Here is a 19,661-nt window from a genome sequence, read left to right on the forward strand (position 1 = left end):
ATCAAAAGTGTAATAAAAGATTTTTTCATGTAATCAAGTGAAACGAAAAAATCCGATGATCTTCTTGACCATCGGATTTCTAAGAAAGATTTGCATGGTGGTCTCTACATTATTCCTCCATAATCCCCATTAAAACTTATTGCCGCTTTTTTGTCTTTTTATTGTTGTATTTTTCGTTATCCGTAAGGGGTTCATTCGCGAATTCATGATCAAAATCTCTCGATAATTTCTTCCTTACAGCCTGTTCATCGCTTACGTTACTATTTACTTTTTGCTTGTTTCTATTGCTCATCAAAAAGCACCTCCATATAAACTATTCTGCCAAATAGAATAATTTGTATGTATTGTCTCGAAAACACTATTCATCCCAAAACAGAAAAAGCGACTGATAAACAGCCGCCTCTCCCTCAAATTTCCCGATATCCTGTATTTGCTTTCACCTTTACTTCAGCATATCGTACATCATCTGTTTCCTTAGACAGTTTCGTACCAATATACCCTCCAAGGAATCCTAGTGGAACGGAGATTAATGCCGGGTTAGTTAATGGGAAAATCGGATCTCCCACAAACAATGCTGCACCTTCAACCGGTGAGAAAACACTTGGACTTAATGATACAAGAACGAGAGCGGAGATTAATCCACATAGCATTGCTGTAACGGCCCCTGTAGTATTAAACTTTTTCCAATAAACGGTATAAAGAATAACCGGTAAATTGGCACTTGCTGCAATACAAAAGGCAAGGGAAACGAGGAATGCTACATTCAAATTTTGCGCGAATAAAGCCAAAATAATTGCAAAAATTGATACTGCTAAAGAAGCATAGCGTGCTGCCAGCATTTGTTCTTTGTCTGAAGCCTTCCCCTTTTTAAAAATTTGACCATACAAATCATGGGCAAATGCCGATGCTCCGGATAATACGAGTCCTGCTACAACCGCCAGAATAGTCGCAAAGGCAACTGCAGAGATAAAGGCAAAAAGAATATCTCCACCTAGCGCTTTTGCCAGTAGTGGTGCTGCCATATTACCACCTGGATTCGCCGCAAGAATGTTCGTTTCCCCTACAAATGCAGCTGCACCAAACCCAAGGAATAATGTTAACACATAGAAAATACCGATTGTCCATGTTGCCGTAATGACAGAACTTCTTGCTGTTTTCGCATCTTTAACCGTGAAAAAGCGCATCAGAATGTGTGGTAAACCAGACGTTCCAAGTACTAAGGCAATCATTAACGAAATAGTCCCCAATGGTTCAGTATATTTCAAGCCTGGTTTTAAATAATCAGCACCATGGCTTGTAACCGTTTTAACATTACTAAACATTTCTCCAATATTAAAGTTGAATTTTAATAAAACAAGAAACGATATAATAACCATCCCGGCCATCAGGAGGACAGCTTTGACAATTTGCACCCAACTAGTTGCAATCATTCCCCCGAACAGTACATATATGGTCATCATCACACCAACAATTAATACAGCAATCCAATAATCAATATCAAACAACAACTGAATAAGTGCTCCTGCTCCAACAAGCTGTGCAATCATATAAAATGTTACAATCGTGATCGTACTAAGCGCAGCTGTTCCTCTAACTTTTTTGGCGTCAAACCGGGAATTAATCATATCTGCAAGTGTATACTTCCCAAGGTTTCTCAGCGGTTCAGCTACTAAAAATAACACAACTAAATAGGCAATTAGAAAACCAATACTATAAAAGAACCCATCAAACCCATAGAGGGCAATTGCTCCAGCTATTCCAAGGAAGGAAGCTGCCGATAAATAATCACCAGCAATCGCAATCCCATTTTGCCATCCAGTTAATCCGCCTCCTGCTGTATAAAAATCACCAGTTGTCTGTGTTTGTTTCGCTGCATAATACGTAATTACAAGTGTTATCATAACGATAATTAAAAAAAGAATTACAACCGTTGCATCCATTAGGCATCCCCTCCATTTTTAATCTGGTCTTCAATGATTTGATTTGCTTGCTCATCAAAGGAGGCTGCCTTTTTTACATAAATCGTACACAGAACCCAAGTCATTATAAATTGCGCAAATGCAAACAGCCAAACCCATGAAACATCACCAATTGCTGGTGTATTTAGGAAGTTTGTATAAGATGTTAAAATCGGCAGTAAGAAGTAAAATATCAGGAAAAAAATAGTTAATGGCACAATGAACTTCTTTCGATTATGCATGTACGTTTTGAACTGCTTACTGTTTGCTACTTGAACAAAATCAATCTCTTTCTCCTCGTTTCGCTCCGCTTTTTCTACACTCATAAAGTATCCTCCCTTATTTTTATTATTTTGAAAGCGCTTACCAAAGAGTATATATGATGTTTCATGACAGGAGTTGTATTTTTGGGTCAATGGTTACGATTGATGTTTGAATAGTCAAAATCTAATCATCAACCGTTAGCTTTCAAATAGGTCAAATAGAACTTTCCTCGCAGCTCGACTAACAGGTATTGTTGTTTGATTTCTATCTTTAAGAGTTACATTACTCGTACCATTAAACCATGGTGTGATCGCCTGAACGTGATTTAAGTTCACCAGATAGCTGCGATGTGTCCGAAAAAACGAAAATCCTTGTAACTTCTTTTCCAGCTCCTGTAATGTCATACGGCTTTCGATCACATTATGATCCGTATGAATCTCCAACATCCGGTTAAACGGGACCGCATAGTAAATCGATTCCGGCGACAAAACCACCATCCGCTCCCCATCATCAACAAGTAATTTTGCTGTAGAAGGAGAGTCATGATTTTGTAACGATTGGCTCCTCTTAGTATCTGGCAATCGTTTACGTGCACGTGCCATTGCTTTTTGAAAACGCGTTGTATCATAAGGCTTTAACATGTAATCAACCGCTTCTATCTCAAACGCATCCACCGCATATTCGTCATATGCTGTCGTAAAAATAAATAATGGTGGATGAATGTATGCTAGCTCTGTTATTTTTTTAGCAGCCTCCACTCCGGGCATCCCAGGCATATGAACATCAAGAAATATAATGTCTGGCTCGTGTTTCATGTATAATTCGATTAATTCTTCACCTGTTTCCGCACTTGGACAGACAATGACATCCTGTTCTTTTTCCAGTAAATAAACTAACTCTTCCCGTGCCAATGCTTCATCCTCAGCGATCAAAGCGTGGATTTTCATCTAATTACCTCCCTTTCATTTTTATCTGGAATATCAATATACACTTCACTTCCAGCGGATAAATTACGAACATGTAAACATGCCGTTTCACCTAGTAAACGAATTAATCGTTGGTTAACATTGTATAGCCCCGTCCCACCATCTTGATTACTGGTCAGTGTCATATGCCCCACCCGTTTGATAATATCCTCAGGGAATCCGCAACCATTGTCTCGAACTGTTATGCGTATGGATTTGTTTAGCTTTCGGATAATAACTTCGACCACTCCTCCTTTTGTAACCTGTCGCAAACCATGTTGGATACTGTTCTCAACAAGTGGTTGAATCGTTGATGGTGGAATAAATACGTGTGTAAGATCTTCTGGTTGGGAAAAATCAATCTGTAAGCGGCTGGCAAATCGCGCTTGAATTATCTCGATGTAAGCTTCCACATGTTCACATTCTTTTTCCAAGTTTACGAGTGATGTTGAAACCAATTTGAGATTAAATCGCATGTACTGTGCTAATTTTATTGTGATGTGACGTGCTCGATCAGGGTCTTTGCGAAATAATGCTGCAATTAAATGAAGCGTGTTAAAAAGGAAATGAGGATTAATCTGAGCCTGTAAATTCCTTAATTCCGCATCACGCATATGTATTTTTAATGTGTCAGCCGAAATTGTTTTTAGTTGCTGGGATAATAGCTGTCCAAGTCCATTTGCTAACATAAGCTCAACTGGACGGATATGTTGTGCCTTACGAAAGTATAATTTAATGAGTCCTATTGCATCATTGGTATCGACCAGCGGAATAATGATCGCTGCTTCCAATGGACAGTTCCTATTTTTACATTGTATTTCTGAACGTGAATAAGCCACTTGCATTTGTTTTGTGGCAAATGCTTGTTGTGACAACAATGTGATGGTTTTATCCCCCTCCCGATGGTGATCTGCACCTAACCCAATATGCGAAAGTACAGTCTGTTTATCTGTCACTGAAACGGCAGCTAATGTCAACCGATCGTAAAGCAATCTGGCAATGCCCCTAGCCATGTCATGTGGAGCATCTTTTTTTAAAAATGGTAGTGCCTCCTCGGCAATCGTCAATGCTTGTTTCGTCGCCAGTGCTGCTTCGTCTTCCTGCTCACGTAACACGATACCGATCATCGCTGTAAAAATGGCAATTGCAATGCTGTTCGATAATACAAGGGGTAGACCAATCGTATTCACAATCTGGATCATGAAATCTGGTTGTGCATTAAAAATTAGCAGGAGATGCATTTGCAAAATCGGTGGAAAGATTCCGATAAACAACGCCTTCATTGGTGAGATAACCCTTTCTTGGGAAAAGAAACGAGCGGTTAATCCTGCTAGCAACCCTGTTAACGGATTTACTAGGCTATTAGCTAGAAATCCGGTACCGCCAAGAAAGAATAGATGTGTCCCGGCAATTAATCCAGCCCCGAGTCCAACAATGGGGCCTCCCAATAATCCGGCAATTACAATCGCAACGAGACTGGAACTCACAACCATCTCTCCGGCACCAACAGACCAGACAAATGTATGATGAATGACGAAATCACCTTCGATCACAACCCCAGTTATGGTGCCAGCAATCCCAAAAAGACCAAACATACATGCATGGATAAGTGTCATTTTCCAACTAAATTCACGATAAAGCAATGATCGGAATCCCGGTATACGTGTAAGTACGAAAGCGATAACCAACAGTAATCCCAGACGTTCAAACAGAATGATTGTCAAATCCGTCACAAGTTATCTCTCCTTGAATCTATTCCACCATGTGCTCTGAGGTAGAATTGATAAAATGCATCCATATTTTTCTGTCGCTTGTTTGACATAATAGTTCCGAGATATGCACCTAAAAAACCAAGCGGGATAGCAATTATTCCTGGGTTATGTAATAGGAAAAGCGGCTCTCTTGCAATCCAGCCACCATCTGGATTCATAATATGTGGTCCAAACAATAGAAGCGTTAAAGAAGCCATTAATCCACAAATCATTCCGGTGATCGCACCTGTTTGGTTAAATCGCTTCCAATAGATTGTAAACAACAAAACAGGTAGATTACTGGATGCAGCGACAAGAAATGTTAACGAAACAAGGAATGTAACATTAATATTCTTTAACCCTAGTGCAAATAGCGTTGAAATGAGGCCGATGATAAAGGCCGTCACTTGTGCAGCACGTAATTGCTCTTTTTCTGTCGTACGTCCCTTTTTCATAATATGATAGTAGATATCATATGCGAACGCGGTCGTAGCTGAAATCACTAAACCAGCAACAACAGCAACAATTGTTGTAAAGGCAATCGCGGCTATAAAGGCCATTAAAAAATCACCACCCAATTTTTCCGCCAGTAATGGTGCAGCCAAATTCCCTGTTGAATCAAGTGCAACTAACTTCTCAAACCCAACCATTGCCACAGCTCCTAGCCCTAAAACAAGTGTAATCAGATAAAATATGCCAATAATCCAGCTCGCACTTACGATAGATCGCCTCACCTCCACTGCGTTTTTAACCGTATAAAATCGAATCAAAATATGTGGTAAACCTGCTGTACCAAGCATTAACGTCAAATTCAAAGAGATTGTTTCCAGTGGACTTTCGAATAAATTTCCAGGTAAAAAAAATTGCTCACCTAAAGGGGTTCCTAATTTTACGTGGGCAACCAACTCAGAAACATTCCAATCAAAACGAGAAAACACAATTAAGGAAAGTAGAAACGTACCTGACATGAGGACGACTGTTTTTACAATTTGCACCCATGACGCTGCGAACATGCCACCAAATACAACATAAACCGTCATTAAACCGCCAATAACGATGACAGAGGTTGAATAATTAATATCTAGCAACAATCGTATTAAAAGGCCTGCAGCTACTAATTGCGGAATAATATAAAGAATAGAAATGACAAACGCCCCGATCGCCATCACCCAGCGCATGTTATAACTAGGAAAACGCGAACAAATCACATCTCCGAGTGAATATTTTCCCAAATGGTGAACAGGTTCAGCGATAAAAAACAGCACAATTAAATAGGAAACTAAGAAACCGATAGCATATAAAAATCCATCATACCCATTGATCGAAACTGTACCAACAATGCCTAAGAAAGAAGCTGCACTAATATAATCCCCTGCGATCGCCATGCCATTTTGAATACCTGTTAAACTTCCCTCTGCGATATAAAATTGATTGGCCGTTTTACTTCTTCTAGCCGCCCAATACGTAATAATTAGTGTACAAACAATAATACAGAGAAAAAATAAGAAATATGTTATGTTCATCCATTCACCACCAGATTCTTTCTACAGCATACTATCACTAAAAATAGAAAATTCACTATTTTCTCTTATCATAAATAGTATAGGAATACAAAGAATAAGTAAAGGTTATTGCAAAAGTCACTCTGCATTGACTTTGAGACCTTACTCATGCTATCTTTTGATGGTATTATAATTAATCGAGCACAAACTTAGACATGATTTATTATGCATTTTTTATTAGTAAACAAGTTCAAAAAGGAGAATTATTCCGATGTAAAATTAAAAATCCCCGATTGTACGCTTGCGAACGAGGTAGGTATTAAATTTTGAAAATGGAAGGGATTTTTTATGAGTCTACATGATGAAGTTAATAAACGAAGAACCTTTGCAATTATCTCGCACCCTGATGCGGGTAAAACAACCCTAACTGAAAAATTATTACTATACGGAAATTTAATCCGCTCAGCCGGAACGGTAAAAGGGAAAAAATCTGGTAAATTCGCTACATCAGACTGGATGGAACTAGAAAAACAACGTGGAATTTCAATTACATCAAGTGTTATGAATTTTCCCTACGATGACTACGAAGTTAATATTCTTGATACACCTGGTCACGAAGATTTTAGTGAAGACACGTATCGCACGTTAACTGCGGTGGACAGTGTTGTCATGATCATTGATGCAACAAAAGGTATCGAGGCGCAAACAATTAAATTATTTAAAGTGTGCCGCATGCGTGGTATCCCTATTTTCACGTTCATCAATAAATTAGATCGCGAAGGAAGAGAACCCTTTGACTTGCTGGAAGAAATCGAGCAAGTTTTAGATATTGAAACATATCCAATGAATTGGCCGGTAGGAATGGGTAAACGATTTTTGGGTATTTTTGATCGTCATGATGAGCAATTTGTCAGTTACAACGGAAACGAGGAAGAAACTTATATTCCATACGGTGATTTAGAAAATCCGGAACATCAGAAATTAGTCTCTCAGGCAGCATATCAAACAGCTGCAGATGAGCTTTCTTTGTTGGATGAGGCAGGAGATCAGTTTTCATTAGACTCCGTTTTAGCCGGAAAACAAACACCTGTATTTTTTGGTAGTGCCCTGGCCCCATTTGGAATACAAACATTTTTCGATACGTTCATTTCGATGGCACCAGCGCCAGCCCCAAGGAAAACAACGGATGGTGTCATTTCACCTGACAACCCGGAATTTTCCGGATTTATTTTCAAGATTCAAGCCAACATGAATCCTGCTCATCGCGATCGGGTTGCGTTTATCCGTGTATGCTCCGGCAAATTTGAGCGCGGAATGACAGTAAAATTGGCGAGAACAGACAAACCGGTTAAGCTATCTCAATCACAGCAGTTTGTTGCATCAGCAAGAGATACTGTGGAAGAAGCGTATGCAGGAGATATCATCGGTATTTATGACCCAAATGCCTATCGAATTGGTGATACATTGATAGAAGGAAAAGGGAATTTTGAATATGATGAGTTACCACAATTCCCACCAGAACTATTTAAAAAGGTAACAGCGAAAAACGTCATGAAAGCCAAACAATTCAAAAAAGGGATCGAACAGCTTGTCCAAGAAGGGGCAATCCAATTATATAAAGGTCATCGCTCAGAAGCCAACATTCTTGGTGCTGTCGGCGAACTGCAATATGAAGTGTTCCAATACCGAATGCAAAATGAATACAATGCAGAAGTGATGTTTGAGTCAATCGGAGAGCGAATCCCTCGTTGGTTAAAAACTGACAAGATAGATGAATCAATCTTTGATGAGCGGAGTTTGCTTACGCTGGATCGAGAAGGGAATTTCGTTGTTTTATTTAAAAACGATTTTTCACTTAGGTTATTCCAGGATAAGAATCCCGATGTTGAATTAATCGATTTGTTTGAAGAAAACAAGTATGATCAGACGTATTAATTTTTCATTAAAAAACGCAGCCAATAACTATTTGGCTGCGTTTTTTTACGCTAGTCGTCTTTTTTTATTAGCCAATTCAGGGCTACTTTTGATGGAGCATAATACATTAAAGGTTCCGAACCGATAGAGTTATCAGGTAAAAAGGATGTATAGGATTGTTCATCTAGATTGACTTTTGCGTTCTGGACTTCCCATTTTTTATGATGAATTGCCCCTCGATACAATGAACCATTCCGATACGTCCACAGATAATACCGCTCAAGTAACCAATGTGGAATACTACCTTCATCTGGAATAAACAGGTCATCCATTGGCTTATAGCTTCCTCTGAAATTGGCAGGTTCTTTTCCCTGACGCTTACTATAAAAGTGATACGATCCTTCGATTTGTTTCATTGCCATCGATCCATAAAAATACGGCAATGTTGCCATCCTTGCGCCAAGTACCGTGAACAATTTACTTGCATCCAAGCCGAAAAAATAGACACCGCGAATACCATCTCGTTTCACATATGTTCGAACATTCAATTCTAAAAAGGATCCAAAATATGGGGGTTTCGGCATTTTCCTAAGGCGCATTTTACTCACCTTAAATGGAATAACGCTGATCCATGCATCACCATCATACGTATCCAGCTCCAGACCTGGAGGGAGTTGCGCTTCCATTACATGCTTTGTTACAGGCCAATTTAAAAATAGCATATGCTCCCATTTTTGCATCATGACCCAAGGACCTTGTGGCATTGGATATTCACGATGACGGGTACTTTTCAATATATCTTTATACATCTTCTTTCTCCTTGTAAACTCGCCTTTACTGCTTCATTTATTAAAGTGCACGATTACTGAATCTTTATGCCACAATAATTATATTTCCGCCCACTACACTTTTTTTATTTGCGCATAGTTTAATAGTATAATTTTTAGTATGGGAGGAGTGAAAGAAAGTGGCTGCAAATAGAGATAGTGAATCGAGACGGACACAAAGGCCACAGGTTAATCACTTATTGGAGCAAATGGATTCTTTTTTTAACGATTCCATTAAAAATTTTAACTCTCTGTTTAAAAAGTCAATTCGCATAAACACCTATGAAACAAAATCCACAGTTGTCATTGAAGCAGAATTACCTGGTTACAAAAGGGAGCAAATTCACTTAGAGATTATTGGAAACCAAATTCGTATTTCCGCTGAAGACACTGCCAGTCTTGAAGCACAAAATGACAAGAAGACATATGATAACAAAGAGGAATCTTTTAGGCGAGCTGAACGCCTCGTTACACTACCATTTACGATTTCCGAAAAGGATACGAAAGCAACATTAAATAATGGAATCTTAAAAATCACCGTTCCCAAATTGAATGAGAGTAGAAAATTTATCGATATCGACGACTAAACAAAATTATTTAAAAGCTGGCAATCCTAAATAGGAAACCAGCTTTTATTAATTATTGGACAAGTCCCATCCTACTTTTTGATAAATTTAGCAACCATTGGACTTACCTGCTTATAAACATCATTTATTTGCCTAGCCGTAGATGAAATTTTTTCTATATCCAAATTTCCGTCAGCTGTTTGAAACATTGCTATTAAATTCTGCCTATTCGGTGCCTGCTTCCGTTGCATTTGTCTTGGTGGCGGGAGCAATGGATTTCTGGGCATTGGTCGTCTCGGTCCTCCAGGAAACATAACGATAACACCTCCCATATCAAGAGCTATTATATTCTATTCAAAAGCTGCTAATAACGAAAAGATAACTGTCCCGCATTTTACATTTTTAATTCGGGATTCAATTCCAATTATCTTATGAACGATTCCCTTCTTTTTACACATAAAAAAGAGGTGCTTTAGAAAACACCCCCTACTAGAATCACACCATTATGATTGTGCCGCCATATCGTTTTTCACTTGTTCCCTCAATGCAGTTTTTAAAAATTTACCGACTGATGTTTTTGGTATTTCTTCCATGAAAAGAACCTCATCTGGTAACCACCATTTTGCAAACTGAGGTTCCAAAAAGCTAAAAATATCTTCTTTAGAAACTGTATCACGATAGCTGCTTTTTAAGACAACACAAGCCACAGGTCGCTCTTGCCATTTTGGATGTGGAATAGATACAACCGCTGCTTCGAATACGGCTTCATGTGCCATCAAGGCATTTTCTAAATCAACGGAAGAAATCCATTCACCACCACTTTTAATTAAATCCTTCGTTCGGTCAACAATTTTAATGAAACCTTCTTCATCAATCGTTACAACATCTCCCGTATAGAGCCATCCATTACGAAATGCCTCTTTGCTTCGGTCGTCTTTATAATATTCATCTGCAATCCAGGGACCGCGAATAAGCAATTCCCCCATATCTTTTCCATCATGTTTTGCTTCTCCATTTTCATTGACGACTTTTATGTCAATTCCTGGTACAACCGTTCCTTGTTTTGAACGCAATGCTAGTTTTTCCTCTTCCGGTAAATTTGTTTGATAGCTTTTTAATCTAGAAAGAATAACGAGCGGTGTTGTTTCAGTCATGCCATATGCGTGAATAAACGGGATACCATATTTTGTTTCAAACGTTCGTATCATTCCTGATGGTGCTGCCGCTCCACCACAAAGGACAGCACGCAAACTGTCCGTCTGATAATTATTTTGCTCCAGTTCATTCAGTAAACCAAGCCAAATAGTCGGTACGCCAGCTGTTAACGTCACTTTTTCCGATTCAATTAATTGGGCAAGTATTTTCGGTGTAGGTGATGGTCCTGGTAGAACTTGTGTCGAGCCTAACCATGTTGCAGCAAAAGGCATACCCCAAGCATTCGCATGGAACATTGGCACAACCGGTAGACAAACATCCGCTTCAGAGACTCCCGCCGTATCCGTAAGACTCAATGCCATACTGTGTAAAACGAGGCCCCGATGAGAATAGACTACCCCTTTTGGCTTTCCTGTAGTGCCTGATGTATAGCACAAACCGGCTGGATCTTCTTCAGCAATATCGTTTGAAAATTGATACGTTTCATCTACCTTAGCGATTAGATTTTCATAGGAATAAAGCGGTGCAAGATCCGACTTGGGCAGTGTTTCCTCATCCGTCATCACAATAATGGCTTCTACCGTTGTCAATTCATCCTTTATATTCTCAATCAGTGGCAGCAAATCAGCATCTACTAGTAACACTTTATCTTCAGCATGATTAATAATGTAACGAAGATGTTCTGCTGAAAGTCGAATATTGATGGTATGCAGTACGGCACCCATGGATGGAATGGCAAAATAGGCTTCTAAATGCCGGTGATGATTCCATGCAAATGTTCCCACTCTATCCCCTTTTTTGACGCCAAGTGATTCTAATGCACTCGATAGTGATCTAGTCCTTTTCCCCATTTCTTGATAAGTGAAGCGCTGTACCCCTTTCATTGTTCTAGAGATAATTTGTTTCTTAGGAAAATACCTTTCAGCACGTTCAACCAAAGACACTAACGTTAACGGCGTGTTCATCATCACAAATTTCCCCTCTCATTTTTATTAAACAACATCTCTCAGCTTTGCGTTCTTCACGAAGTCGGTTCCAAATGTATGGTGATAAAAGGCATGAACTATTCATCATTCGTTATTTTAAAATTCCCATCTCCCCCTTCATTTCTGCTGTATGCTCGCCAAGCTTCGGGGCCATTGTGCGAATTTCACCAGGTGTCTTTGATAGTTTAATTGGAATTCCAATTTGTTTTACAGCCCCCAACGAATTATGGTTCACTGTCTGGATCATGTCACGGGCCAATACCTGAGGATCATTCATCATCTCCTCAAAGTCCAAGACGGGGGAAACACAAGCCTCGACATTCGAAAAAGCAGCAATCCATTCAGTGAGCGTTTTTTCCATTATAATGGTTTGAATTTCATATTTTAATCGATACTGCTCATGTAATGGTGCATCCAACAAAGGAATAAAATCTTCTCTATTGATTGTCTGGCAAAAAGCTTTCCAAAACTTTGGTTCCAAAGCCCCGACAGAAATGAAACGGTTATCCTTGGTTTCGTAAACTGCATAGCAAGCCCGTCCCCCATCTAATAGTTGCTCGCCTCGTTTTGGTGTTTCATTTTTCATTAAATAATTAGGAAGTACTGTTTGTAACCATGAGATCACGCCATCCATCATGGAAATATCAACAAACTGTCCAGTGTCCGATTTTTCTCTTTCAAATAGTGCAAGTAAAATACCAACAACAGCCGGGAAAGCCCCACCACCAATATCAGCTATTTGTGTAGCGGGAATAACCGGTTTTCCGTCTTTCTCTCCCATTAGATGAAGTAAACCAGCATAACTTAGGTAATTGAGGTCATGGCCAGGTTGTTTTGCGTACGGCCCTGTTTGTCCAAAACCCGTTACCGCACAATAAACCAATTTAGGGTTTAGTTTTTTTAACGCTTCGTAATTAAGACCAAGCCGTTCCATCACCCCCGGACGGAATGATTCCACTACAATATCCGCTTTTTCAACCATTCTTAAAAAATCTGCTTTCCCTTCGTCCGACTTTAAATTCAAACACACGCTCTTTTTATTTCGGTTAAGCGAATGAAAGAGAGTGCTGTCCTCATCTAACTTAGGTTCATACGCTCGCGCATAATCCCCCATCTTTGGATCCTCCACTTTAATAACCTCTGCACCAAAATCTGCAAGCAGCATCGTGCAATACGGTCCCGGTAATAGTCGGGTTAAATCAAGAACACGGATGGATTTTAGTGGCATTTTCATTCCTCCTTTGCAGCTGAAATATTACGTTTACTCCTAATCCAAGCGCTCAATAATTGTCGCATTAGCCATTCCATGTCCTTCACACATTGTTTGTAATCCATAACGTGCACCAGTTCTTTCTAGTTCGTATAACATGGTTGCCATTAGACGACCACCACTTGCACCAAGCGGATGACCTAATGCAATTGCCCCACCATTTGGATTCAATTTTTTCGGATCTGCCCCTGTTTCTTCAAGCCAAGCAAGCGGTACTGAAGCAAATGCCTCATTAACTTCAAATATATCGATGTTGTCAATTGTGAGCCCTGCTTTTTTCAATACTTTTTCTGTTGCAGGGATTGGCCCCGTTAGCATGAGTGTTGGATCTGAACCAACAACAGATCGAGCAACAATGCGAAACCTTGGCTTTAATCCAAGTTCTTCTGCTTTTTCGCGCGACATAATTAGGATTGCTACAGCTCCATCGCTAATTTGACTGGAGTTACCAGCTGTTATAGTTCCATCTTCTTTAAATGCTGGTTTAAGACTACCGAGTTTCTCAAGATTTGTATTATCTCGTGGTCCCTCATCATCTTCCACTACTTTCTTTGTACCATCTGGAAGTGTTACCTCTAGTGGCATAATTTCTTTCGTAAAATGTCCAGCCTTACGAGCAGCAACTGCCTTTGCATGACTTTCCAATGAAAATTCATCCATTTGTTCACGACTAAACCCCCATTTATCTGCTATCCGATCTGCTGATAACCCTTGATTTATAATTTCATATCTGCTTGTTAATTCCTCACTAAGTTTCACACCTTGCATATTTGATCCCATTGGTACACGTGACATATTCTCAATCCCACCAGCAACTACAATATCCATATCCCCACTAATAATTGCTTGTGAAGCAAAATGGACTGCCTGTTGACTCGATCCACACTGACGATCAATTGTTGTTCCAGGAACCTCAACAGGATAATCGGCAATAAGTGCAGCTTGTCGTGCAATGTCAAATCCTTGCTCCCCAACTTGTGACACACAGCCAAAAATTACATCTTCTATAAGTCCAGCAGAGATCCCCGCTCTTTTCACCACTTCTTTTAATGGTTTTGCTGCCAAATCTTCAGCCCGAATACCACTTAAAACCCCATTCCGTCTGCCAACTGGAGTTCTAACCGCCTCCACGATTACTGCTTCGCGCATCATAAACATCCTTTCCATTCATTTTCTATCTTCTGCAAATCTATCAGACTGCAACATATACGCTCGTATTACAGGTTAATACTTCTTCATTCCTTTGATTTCTGATTCCAATATCTATCGTTAATAGTCCTCTATTTCCATTAGTTGACTTCTTTTTATCGGCGATTGTAAATTGACCTGATAATCGGTCATTTGCCAGAACAGGCTGTTTCCACCTGATTTTATCAGCGCCGACACCGCCAAGACATTCTTTACCTAGAACATCCATCTTTATCCACTCTGACCAAACTACAGCTAATGTATGAAAACCCGATGCAATTAATGAGCCAAACGGACTTTCTTTAGCAGCGTTCCTATCAATGTGGAAATATTGGGGATCATATTTATTTGCGAATTCTATAATATCTTCCTCTGTCACGGTAACTGGAGTAGTAAAAAAACGTTCTCCTACAGAAAATGCATCAAATTTCATTTCATTTCTCCTTTGTTTTTACAATCCCATATTTTTAGCAATAATACCTTTCATAATTTCATTAGTGCCTGCATAAATCGATGAAACCGCCACATCGCGATATCTTCTAGCAATCTCGTATTCCTCCATATAGCCATAGCCTCCATGTAATTGCATACATTCACCTGCAACTTTTTTGGCCAGATCAGTTGTCCACCATTTTGCCATCGAAACTTCAGTCACTACATTATTACCTGAAACGTGATCCTCAATCAGGCGATCAACAAATGTCCTGCCTATTTGCATTTCCGTTTTCATCTCAGCGAGACTAAATTGCGTATTTTGAAACTTACTAATCGATCGCCCAAAGGCTTCCCGTTGTTTTACATAATCAATCGTTAATTCTAGCATGATTTCAACGGCTGCTATGCTCTGAATAGCAACCATTAATCGCTCCTGTTGCAATTTTTCCATCAAGTAATAAAAACCTCTCCCCTCATCCCCTAACAAGTTGCCTGATGGGACTCGGACATCCTCAAAAACCAGTTCACACGTATCATTTGCATGCTGACCGACCTTTTGTAGTTTTTTATTCTTGGTAAACCCTGGTGTATCCGCTTCAATAACTAGAAGACTGATCCCCTTGTGTGCGGGTTCTGCCTTAGGATCTGTTTTACAGACTACGACAACTAAATCAGCAGTATATCCATTTGTTATAAATGTCTTTTCTCCATTAACAATATAGTCATCACCCTCTTTTATAGCAATCGTTTTAATTGCTGCCAAGTCCGACCCTGCCCCAGGCTCTGTCATAGCAATAGCAGATACTAAGTCACCACTAATTGCTCCTTTTAGCCACCGTTCTTTCTGAGCGTCTGTTCCATATGAATCAATATATGGCATAACAATATCATTATGGAGACCAATCCCAACCATTCCAGTGCCTACCCGCTCAAATTCTTCATTGATTACAACTGAATAACCAAAATCAGCATGAACAGCCCCAAACTTCTCATCGGCCCAAGGACATAAAAAGCCTTCGTTTCCTAGCTTTTTCCAAAAGGATCTTGGTACTTGTTGATTTTTTTCCCATTGAGCAAAATTCGGTATCGCTTCTTTTTCTAGAAATTTTCGTAATGAACGACGAAAAATAGCATGTTCTTCCCCTAAAAAAGACCTTTCCATCAAAATCACTCCAATATTTTTCAACTGATTTAAAACAAGCCTACGTTACCTCGGTTGCATCCTGATTGCGCCATCAAGCCGAATAATTTCTCCATTTAACATCGGATTTTCCAGAATGCTTGTAACCAATTGCGCATATTCTGAAGGATAACCTAACCTAGATGGAAACGGTGTCATTTCTCCTAAAGCTTTTCGTGCCTTATCGGGCAATGTAGCAAAAAGTGGTGTTTCAAATAAACCTGGAGCAATTGTCATCACTCTTATTCCCAGTGTAGAAAGATCCCTAGCAATCGGCAAGGTCATCCCTGCAATCCCCCCTTTAGAGGCACTATAAGCAGCCTGCCCAACTTGTCCCTCAAACGCAGCAACTGATGCTGTATTAATGATCACCCCACGCTCACCGTTATCATTCGGTTCATTATCAGCCATTTTTTCCGCTGCAAGACGAATAACATTAAATGTCCCAATTAAATTAACCTGAATAACTTTTGAAAATGCAGATAAATTATGTACTCCTTTGTTGCCATAAGTCTTTTCCGCCGAGCCAATTCCCGAACAATTAACAAGTAAATCAATGTTTCCAAACGTTATATTAGCTTCATCTAACGCTGCTTGCACACTTGTTTCATCTGTTACATTTGATTTGATAAAATAGACATTTTCACCTAATTCTTCCGCCAATTGATTACCTTTTTCCTCTGCTAGGTCCAAGATAACAGCTTTCCCACCTTTTAAAACAATCTTCCTTACAGTCGCTTCACCAAGACCAGATGCTCCGCCTGTAATAATAGCAACACTATTTTCAATTTCCATTTGATTATCCCCCATTTATATGTATTTTATTTCCTCATCAAGATGCGTAACAGATAATCAGAAATAGATACGGCAATTTCCGTCTCACTCATTTTTCCCTCAGCCGAATACCATTGCGTCACCCAGTTCATCGCACCTAAAATAATATTTCTCACGATTTTCACGTCCACAGTATGGAATAGATTTGCTTCTATACCTATCAAGATTAACTGATCGAAATTTTCCCCATAATCGTCACGTAGACGGAGAATTTGTTCCAATTGTTCAGTTGTAAAAATATGCTCAGGCTGCATCATTAGTTCAAATCCAGATCGTTCAGAAAGCAAATATTCAATATGAACTATCACGGCTTTTCGTAGCTTTTTGATTACAGGCAAATCCTGCTTGCGTACTTGTTCTATATTCTTCAAACTACGCTCTAACAACATGATCTGGCTTTGATACAACAGATCCTGCTTATCATGAAAGTAGTAATATACAGAACCCTTGGTCATCAGAAGTTTGGATGCTATTTCTTCCATTGTTGTTCCATGATACCCTTTCTCCGATAAAACACGAATAGCTGTCCGCAAAATGTCTTCCTTTTTCTTTGCAGTTTTCTTTTCTCTTAAAGACATGATTGCCCACTTCCTCTAAGTAGCCTATTATATTTATTTATAATTCTAAAAGTTTAGTTTTTAAATGTCAAGTTAATTTTCTAAAAACTTTAACTACTTAATTGTTTTATGTATCTCAGGTAGAGTGGATATACGCGGTATTGGCATCACTATTAGTAATAAGTATTTCGAATAACAGAAAAAGAGCCAGAAATACGATTCATCATATTCTGGCTCTTTATTTAGTGCCTTGCAGCGTCCTACTCTTGCAGGAGCAATGCCCCAACTACCATCGGCGCTGGAGAGCTTAACAGAATCGAGCAACACGTTAACAAGTAACCATAATATTTTGTATATAATCAAAGATATTCATAACGTTTACCTTTATCCCGATAAATAATATAGGTATTATGAACCAGATCCGTTCTGCATAAGAATGCTTTCATATACAAAAGGATGCAAAACTCAGGGAGGGAAAAGAAATATATTGAAAAACGGATTCATACAAACAAAAAGAAAAGAGAGTGAATGGTAATGGAAAAAATAATGAATTTTAAAAGTGTAAAAAATAAACTTTATGTCAGCTTTTCCATCGTTATTATCACAAGTTTTTTATTAGGTATTTATAATTTTCTTTCAATCGGAAAAACAAATGAAGATATAGATCAAATAGCAAATAATGATCTTCCCCTGTTAATGGCTAGTGAAAAATTAAACGCTACTATGTCCCAACAAACGGGATTAGTTCGCGGATTTTTACTATATGAAGATAATAAATACAGGGATCAATTTGACGAAAAGAAAGAGATATCAACAAAGCTTTGGGAAGATATACTTCAATTAACTGATTCAGGACAGAGCAAAGATTTGATTGATAAAAAGAACCAATTGGAAGCATTATTAACAGATGTTTTTGCTACATATGATACTGACAATAAGGAAAAGGCAATGGAAATAATGTCTACCAAAGCTGAACCGCTTGAAAATGAAATTGCCTTAGAGTTGGAAGAACTACAAGCTAATAAAGAGGAATTAGTAAACCAAAATGGAGCAAACATTATATCGAATGGCGAGACGATGTTAATTATAACAATTGTCGTGACCATTTTGATTGCAGTGCTTAGTATTTCAATAGAACTAATTACTGTTCGAATTATCACCGATCCGATCATTAATGTGATGAACCGAATGAAACGAATTGCAAACGGTGATCTCAACACAAAACCGTTGGAGACAAATTTAAGGGATGAGACAGGTCAGCTTATTATAGCCACAAACGAAATGCAACAAAGTACGTATCAGCTACTACATAAAATTAACGATGTATCTAAAACAGTTGGCACGCAGAGTGAAGCGTTGTTCCAATCCGCAAATGAAGTGAAAACCGGATCTGAACAAGTTGCCACGACAATGCAGGAATTATCATCTGGTTCAGACACACAAGCAAATAATGCAAGTGAACTGGCATCAATGATGAGCGTATTCACGAAAAAAATGCAAGAAACAAATAATAATGGCGAAGTTATCCAACAAGCATCAAATGAGGTTCTGGAAATGACAAACGAAGGCGAAAAATTGATGGAATCCTCTACAATACAGATGGAAAAAATTGATGATATTGTCAAAGATGCAGCACTTAAGGTAAGCAGCCTAGATGAGAAGTCTCAAGAAATATCTAATTTGGTTGATGTTATCAAAGATATTGCTGATCAAACAAACCTCCTAGCATTGAATGCAGCCATTGAAGCAGCACGAGCTGGTGAACATGGAAAAGGTTTTGCTGTAGTGGCCGATGAGGTAAGGAAACTTGCTGAACAAGTATCTAATTCCGTAACGGAAATAACAAATATTGTAATAAGTATTCAACAAAATTCGAGTACGGTAACTGAGTCACTTCAAAGCAGTTATAGTGAAGTTGAACAAGGAACAAGTCAATTAAAAACGACCCAGGAAACATTTAATGGAATTAGTCTTTTCGTATCAGAAATGGGAACAATCATACAGTCGATAACAAGCAACTTATCAGAAATGGCTACGAATAGCGAACAAATGAATAGTTCTATTCAAGAAATCGCCGCAATCGCTGAGGAATCAGCAGCTGGCGTTGAACAAACAACAGCATCAACACAGCAAACAACCAGTTCCATGGAAGAATTAGCAACCAACTCCATCAACCTTGCTGAATTAACCGAAGATTTGAATGCGTTGGTTCATCAATTTAAGTTCTAATTAGTCTATAATTAGCTTCGGTTGTCCAAACAAGGGCCATATCAGCCTAATTGAATGTAATAATAAAAGCAGCGATTCTG

18 protein-coding genes are annotated in these 19,661 nt (G+C 38.9%); 3 read left to right on the forward strand and 15 right to left on the reverse strand.

The window, feature by feature from the left end:
• Positions 1-136: 136 nt before the first annotated feature.
• The 6 genes from sspO to ACW2QC_RS15715 form a co-directional block, all read right to left on the reverse strand.
• The gene (gene sspO / locus ACW2QC_RS15690; protein ID WP_457544887.1) at positions 137-292 is read right to left on the reverse strand and encodes a small acid-soluble spore protein O; all 156 of its coding nucleotides are present in this window, start codon (positions 290-292) and stop codon (positions 137-139) included.
• A 115-nt stretch (positions 293-407) separates the two neighbouring features.
• Entirely contained in the window at positions 408-1,940 is a 1,533-nt protein-coding gene (locus tag ACW2QC_RS15695) for a solute symporter family protein (RefSeq protein WP_457544888.1), read from the reverse strand.
• Entirely contained in the window at positions 1,940-2,284 is a 345-nt protein-coding gene (locus tag ACW2QC_RS15700; RefSeq protein WP_457544889.1) for a DUF485 domain-containing protein, read from the reverse strand. The genes ACW2QC_RS15695 and ACW2QC_RS15700 overlap by 1 nt, the downstream gene beginning before the upstream one ends.
• A 135-nt stretch (positions 2,285-2,419) precedes the next feature.
• Entirely contained in the window at positions 2,420-3,169 is a 750-nt protein-coding gene (locus ACW2QC_RS15705) for a LytR/AlgR family response regulator transcription factor (RefSeq protein ID WP_457544890.1), read from the reverse strand.
• On the reverse strand, positions 3,166-4,920 hold the full coding sequence (locus ACW2QC_RS15710) for a LytS/YhcK type 5TM receptor domain-containing protein (protein ID WP_457544891.1): 1,755 nt from the start codon (positions 4,918-4,920) through the stop codon (positions 3,166-3,168). The genes ACW2QC_RS15705 and ACW2QC_RS15710 overlap by 4 nt, the downstream gene beginning before the upstream one ends.
• Positions 4,917-6,461 (reverse strand): solute symporter family protein, encoded by a 1,545-nt coding sequence (locus tag ACW2QC_RS15715; RefSeq protein WP_457544892.1) that lies wholly within the window; start codon positions 6,459-6,461, stop codon positions 4,917-4,919. Before ACW2QC_RS15715 ends, ACW2QC_RS15710 begins: the two co-directional genes overlap by 4 nt.
• A gap of 327 nt (positions 6,462-6,788) precedes the next feature.
• Here ACW2QC_RS15715 and ACW2QC_RS15720 point away from each other — a divergent pair, with 327 nt between their 5' ends.
• Positions 6,789-8,375: a peptide chain release factor 3 gene (locus ACW2QC_RS15720; protein WP_457544893.1), complete on the forward strand. Its 1,587-nt coding sequence runs from the start codon at positions 6,789-6,791 to the stop codon at positions 8,373-8,375.
• A gap of 50 nt (positions 8,376-8,425) precedes the next feature.
• Here ACW2QC_RS15720 and ACW2QC_RS15725 read toward each other — a convergent pair whose 3' ends face one another.
• The gene (locus ACW2QC_RS15725) at positions 8,426-9,163 is read right to left on the reverse strand and encodes a YqjF family protein (protein ID WP_457544894.1); all 738 of its coding nucleotides are present in this window, start codon (positions 9,161-9,163) and stop codon (positions 8,426-8,428) included.
• A gap of 158 nt (positions 9,164-9,321) precedes the next feature.
• On the opposite strand from ACW2QC_RS15725, the gene ACW2QC_RS15730 reads away from it, so the two are divergent.
• Positions 9,322-9,768, forward strand: a complete 447-nt coding sequence (locus ACW2QC_RS15730; protein ID WP_457544895.1) for an Hsp20/alpha crystallin family protein — start codon at positions 9,322-9,324, stop codon at positions 9,766-9,768.
• A gap of 71 nt (positions 9,769-9,839) precedes the next feature.
• On the opposite strand, the gene ACW2QC_RS15735 is transcribed toward ACW2QC_RS15730, so the two are convergent.
• The 8 genes from ACW2QC_RS15735 to ACW2QC_RS15770 form a co-directional block, all read right to left on the reverse strand.
• Entirely contained in the window at positions 9,840-10,061 is a 222-nt protein-coding gene (locus ACW2QC_RS15735; protein ID WP_457544896.1) for a YppG family protein, read from the reverse strand.
• Between the two features lie 189 nt (positions 10,062-10,250).
• Positions 10,251-11,870 carry a long-chain fatty acid--CoA ligase gene (locus ACW2QC_RS15740; RefSeq protein WP_457544897.1) on the reverse strand — a complete coding sequence of 540 codons (1,620 nt, stop codon included), beginning with the start codon at positions 11,868-11,870 and terminating at the stop codon, positions 10,251-10,253.
• Positions 11,871-11,979: 109 nt separating this feature from the next.
• Positions 11,980-13,116, reverse strand: coding sequence for a CaiB/BaiF CoA transferase family protein (locus tag ACW2QC_RS15745; RefSeq protein WP_457544898.1), 1,137 nt, complete (start codon positions 13,114-13,116; stop codon positions 11,980-11,982).
• A 39-nt stretch (positions 13,117-13,155) separates the two neighbouring features.
• The gene (locus tag ACW2QC_RS15750) at positions 13,156-14,307 is read right to left on the reverse strand and encodes a thiolase family protein (protein ID WP_457544946.1); all 1,152 of its coding nucleotides are present in this window, start codon (positions 14,305-14,307) and stop codon (positions 13,156-13,158) included.
• Positions 14,308-14,350: 43 nt separating this feature from the next.
• A complete protein-coding gene (locus ACW2QC_RS15755; protein ID WP_457544899.1) occupies positions 14,351-14,779 on the reverse strand; it encodes a MaoC/PaaZ C-terminal domain-containing protein in 429 nt (142 codons plus the stop codon).
• A gap of 18 nt (positions 14,780-14,797) precedes the next feature.
• Positions 14,798-15,943, reverse strand: coding sequence for an acyl-CoA dehydrogenase family protein (locus ACW2QC_RS15760; RefSeq protein WP_457544900.1), 1,146 nt, complete (start codon positions 15,941-15,943; stop codon positions 14,798-14,800).
• 45 nt (positions 15,944-15,988) lie between these two features.
• Positions 15,989-16,756 (reverse strand): 3-hydroxyacyl-CoA dehydrogenase, encoded by a 768-nt coding sequence (locus ACW2QC_RS15765; RefSeq protein ID WP_457544901.1) that lies wholly within the window; start codon positions 16,754-16,756, stop codon positions 15,989-15,991.
• Positions 16,757-16,782: 26 nt separating this feature from the next.
• The gene (locus tag ACW2QC_RS15770; protein ID WP_457544902.1) at positions 16,783-17,373 is read right to left on the reverse strand and encodes a TetR/AcrR family transcriptional regulator; all 591 of its coding nucleotides are present in this window, start codon (positions 17,371-17,373) and stop codon (positions 16,783-16,785) included.
• 513 nt (positions 17,374-17,886) lie between these two features.
• Between ACW2QC_RS15770 and ACW2QC_RS15775 the strand changes: the two genes are divergently transcribed.
• Complete coding sequence (locus ACW2QC_RS15775) at positions 17,887-19,581, forward strand: methyl-accepting chemotaxis protein (RefSeq protein ID WP_457544903.1); 1,695 nt, start codon at positions 17,887-17,889, stop codon at positions 19,579-19,581.
• The last annotated feature ends 80 nt before the right edge of the window (positions 19,582-19,661 follow it).

It is taken from the genome of Virgibacillus sp. FSP13 (assembly GCF_054048505.1).

Bases quoted from the DNA above. Each gene is read 5' to 3' on its own strand.
- ACW2QC_RS15715 (WP_457544892.1), bottom strand. From the start codon at position 6,461: ATGAACATAACATATTTCTTATTTTTTCTCTGTATTATTGTTTGTACA.
- ACW2QC_RS15775 (WP_457544903.1), top strand. From the start codon at position 17,887: ATGGAAAAAATAATGAATTTTAAAAGTGTAAAAAATAAACTTTATGTC.
- ACW2QC_RS15745 (WP_457544898.1), bottom strand. From the start codon at position 13,116: ATGCCACTAAAATCCATCCGTGTTCTTGATTTAACCCGACTATTACCG.
- ACW2QC_RS15705 (WP_457544890.1), bottom strand. From the start codon at position 3,169: ATGAAAATCCACGCTTTGATCGCTGAGGATGAAGCATTGGCACGGGAA.
- ACW2QC_RS15700 (WP_457544889.1), bottom strand. From the start codon at position 2,284: ATGAGTGTAGAAAAAGCGGAGCGAAACGAGGAGAAAGAGATTGATTTT.
- ACW2QC_RS15725 (WP_457544894.1), bottom strand. From the start codon at position 9,163: ATGTATAAAGATATATTGAAAAGTACCCGTCATCGTGAATATCCAATG.
- sspO (WP_457544887.1), bottom strand. From the start codon at position 292: ATGAGCAATAGAAACAAGCAAAAAGTAAATAGTAACGTAAGCGATGAA.
- ACW2QC_RS15750 (WP_457544946.1), bottom strand. From the start codon at position 14,307: ATGCGCGAAGCAGTAATCGTGGAGGCGGTTAGAACTCCAGTTGGCAGA.
- ACW2QC_RS15735 (WP_457544896.1), bottom strand. From the start codon at position 10,061: ATGTTTCCTGGAGGACCGAGACGACCAATGCCCAGAAATCCATTGCTC.
- ACW2QC_RS15760 (WP_457544900.1), bottom strand. From the start codon at position 15,943: ATGGAAAGGTCTTTTTTAGGGGAAGAACATGCTATTTTTCGTCGTTCA.
- ACW2QC_RS15765 (WP_457544901.1), bottom strand. From the start codon at position 16,756: ATGGAAATTGAAAATAGTGTTGCTATTATTACAGGCGGAGCATCTGGT.
- ACW2QC_RS15740 (WP_457544897.1), bottom strand. From the start codon at position 11,870: ATGATGAACACGCCGTTAACGTTAGTGTCTTTGGTTGAACGTGCTGAA.
- ACW2QC_RS15770 (WP_457544902.1), bottom strand. From the start codon at position 17,373: ATGTCTTTAAGAGAAAAGAAAACTGCAAAGAAAAAGGAAGACATTTTG.
- ACW2QC_RS15755 (WP_457544899.1), bottom strand. From the start codon at position 14,779: ATGAAATTTGATGCATTTTCTGTAGGAGAACGTTTTTTTACTACTCCA.
- ACW2QC_RS15695 (WP_457544888.1), bottom strand. From the start codon at position 1,940: ATGGATGCAACGGTTGTAATTCTTTTTTTAATTATCGTTATGATAACA.
- ACW2QC_RS15720 (WP_457544893.1), top strand. From the start codon at position 6,789: ATGAGTCTACATGATGAAGTTAATAAACGAAGAACCTTTGCAATTATC.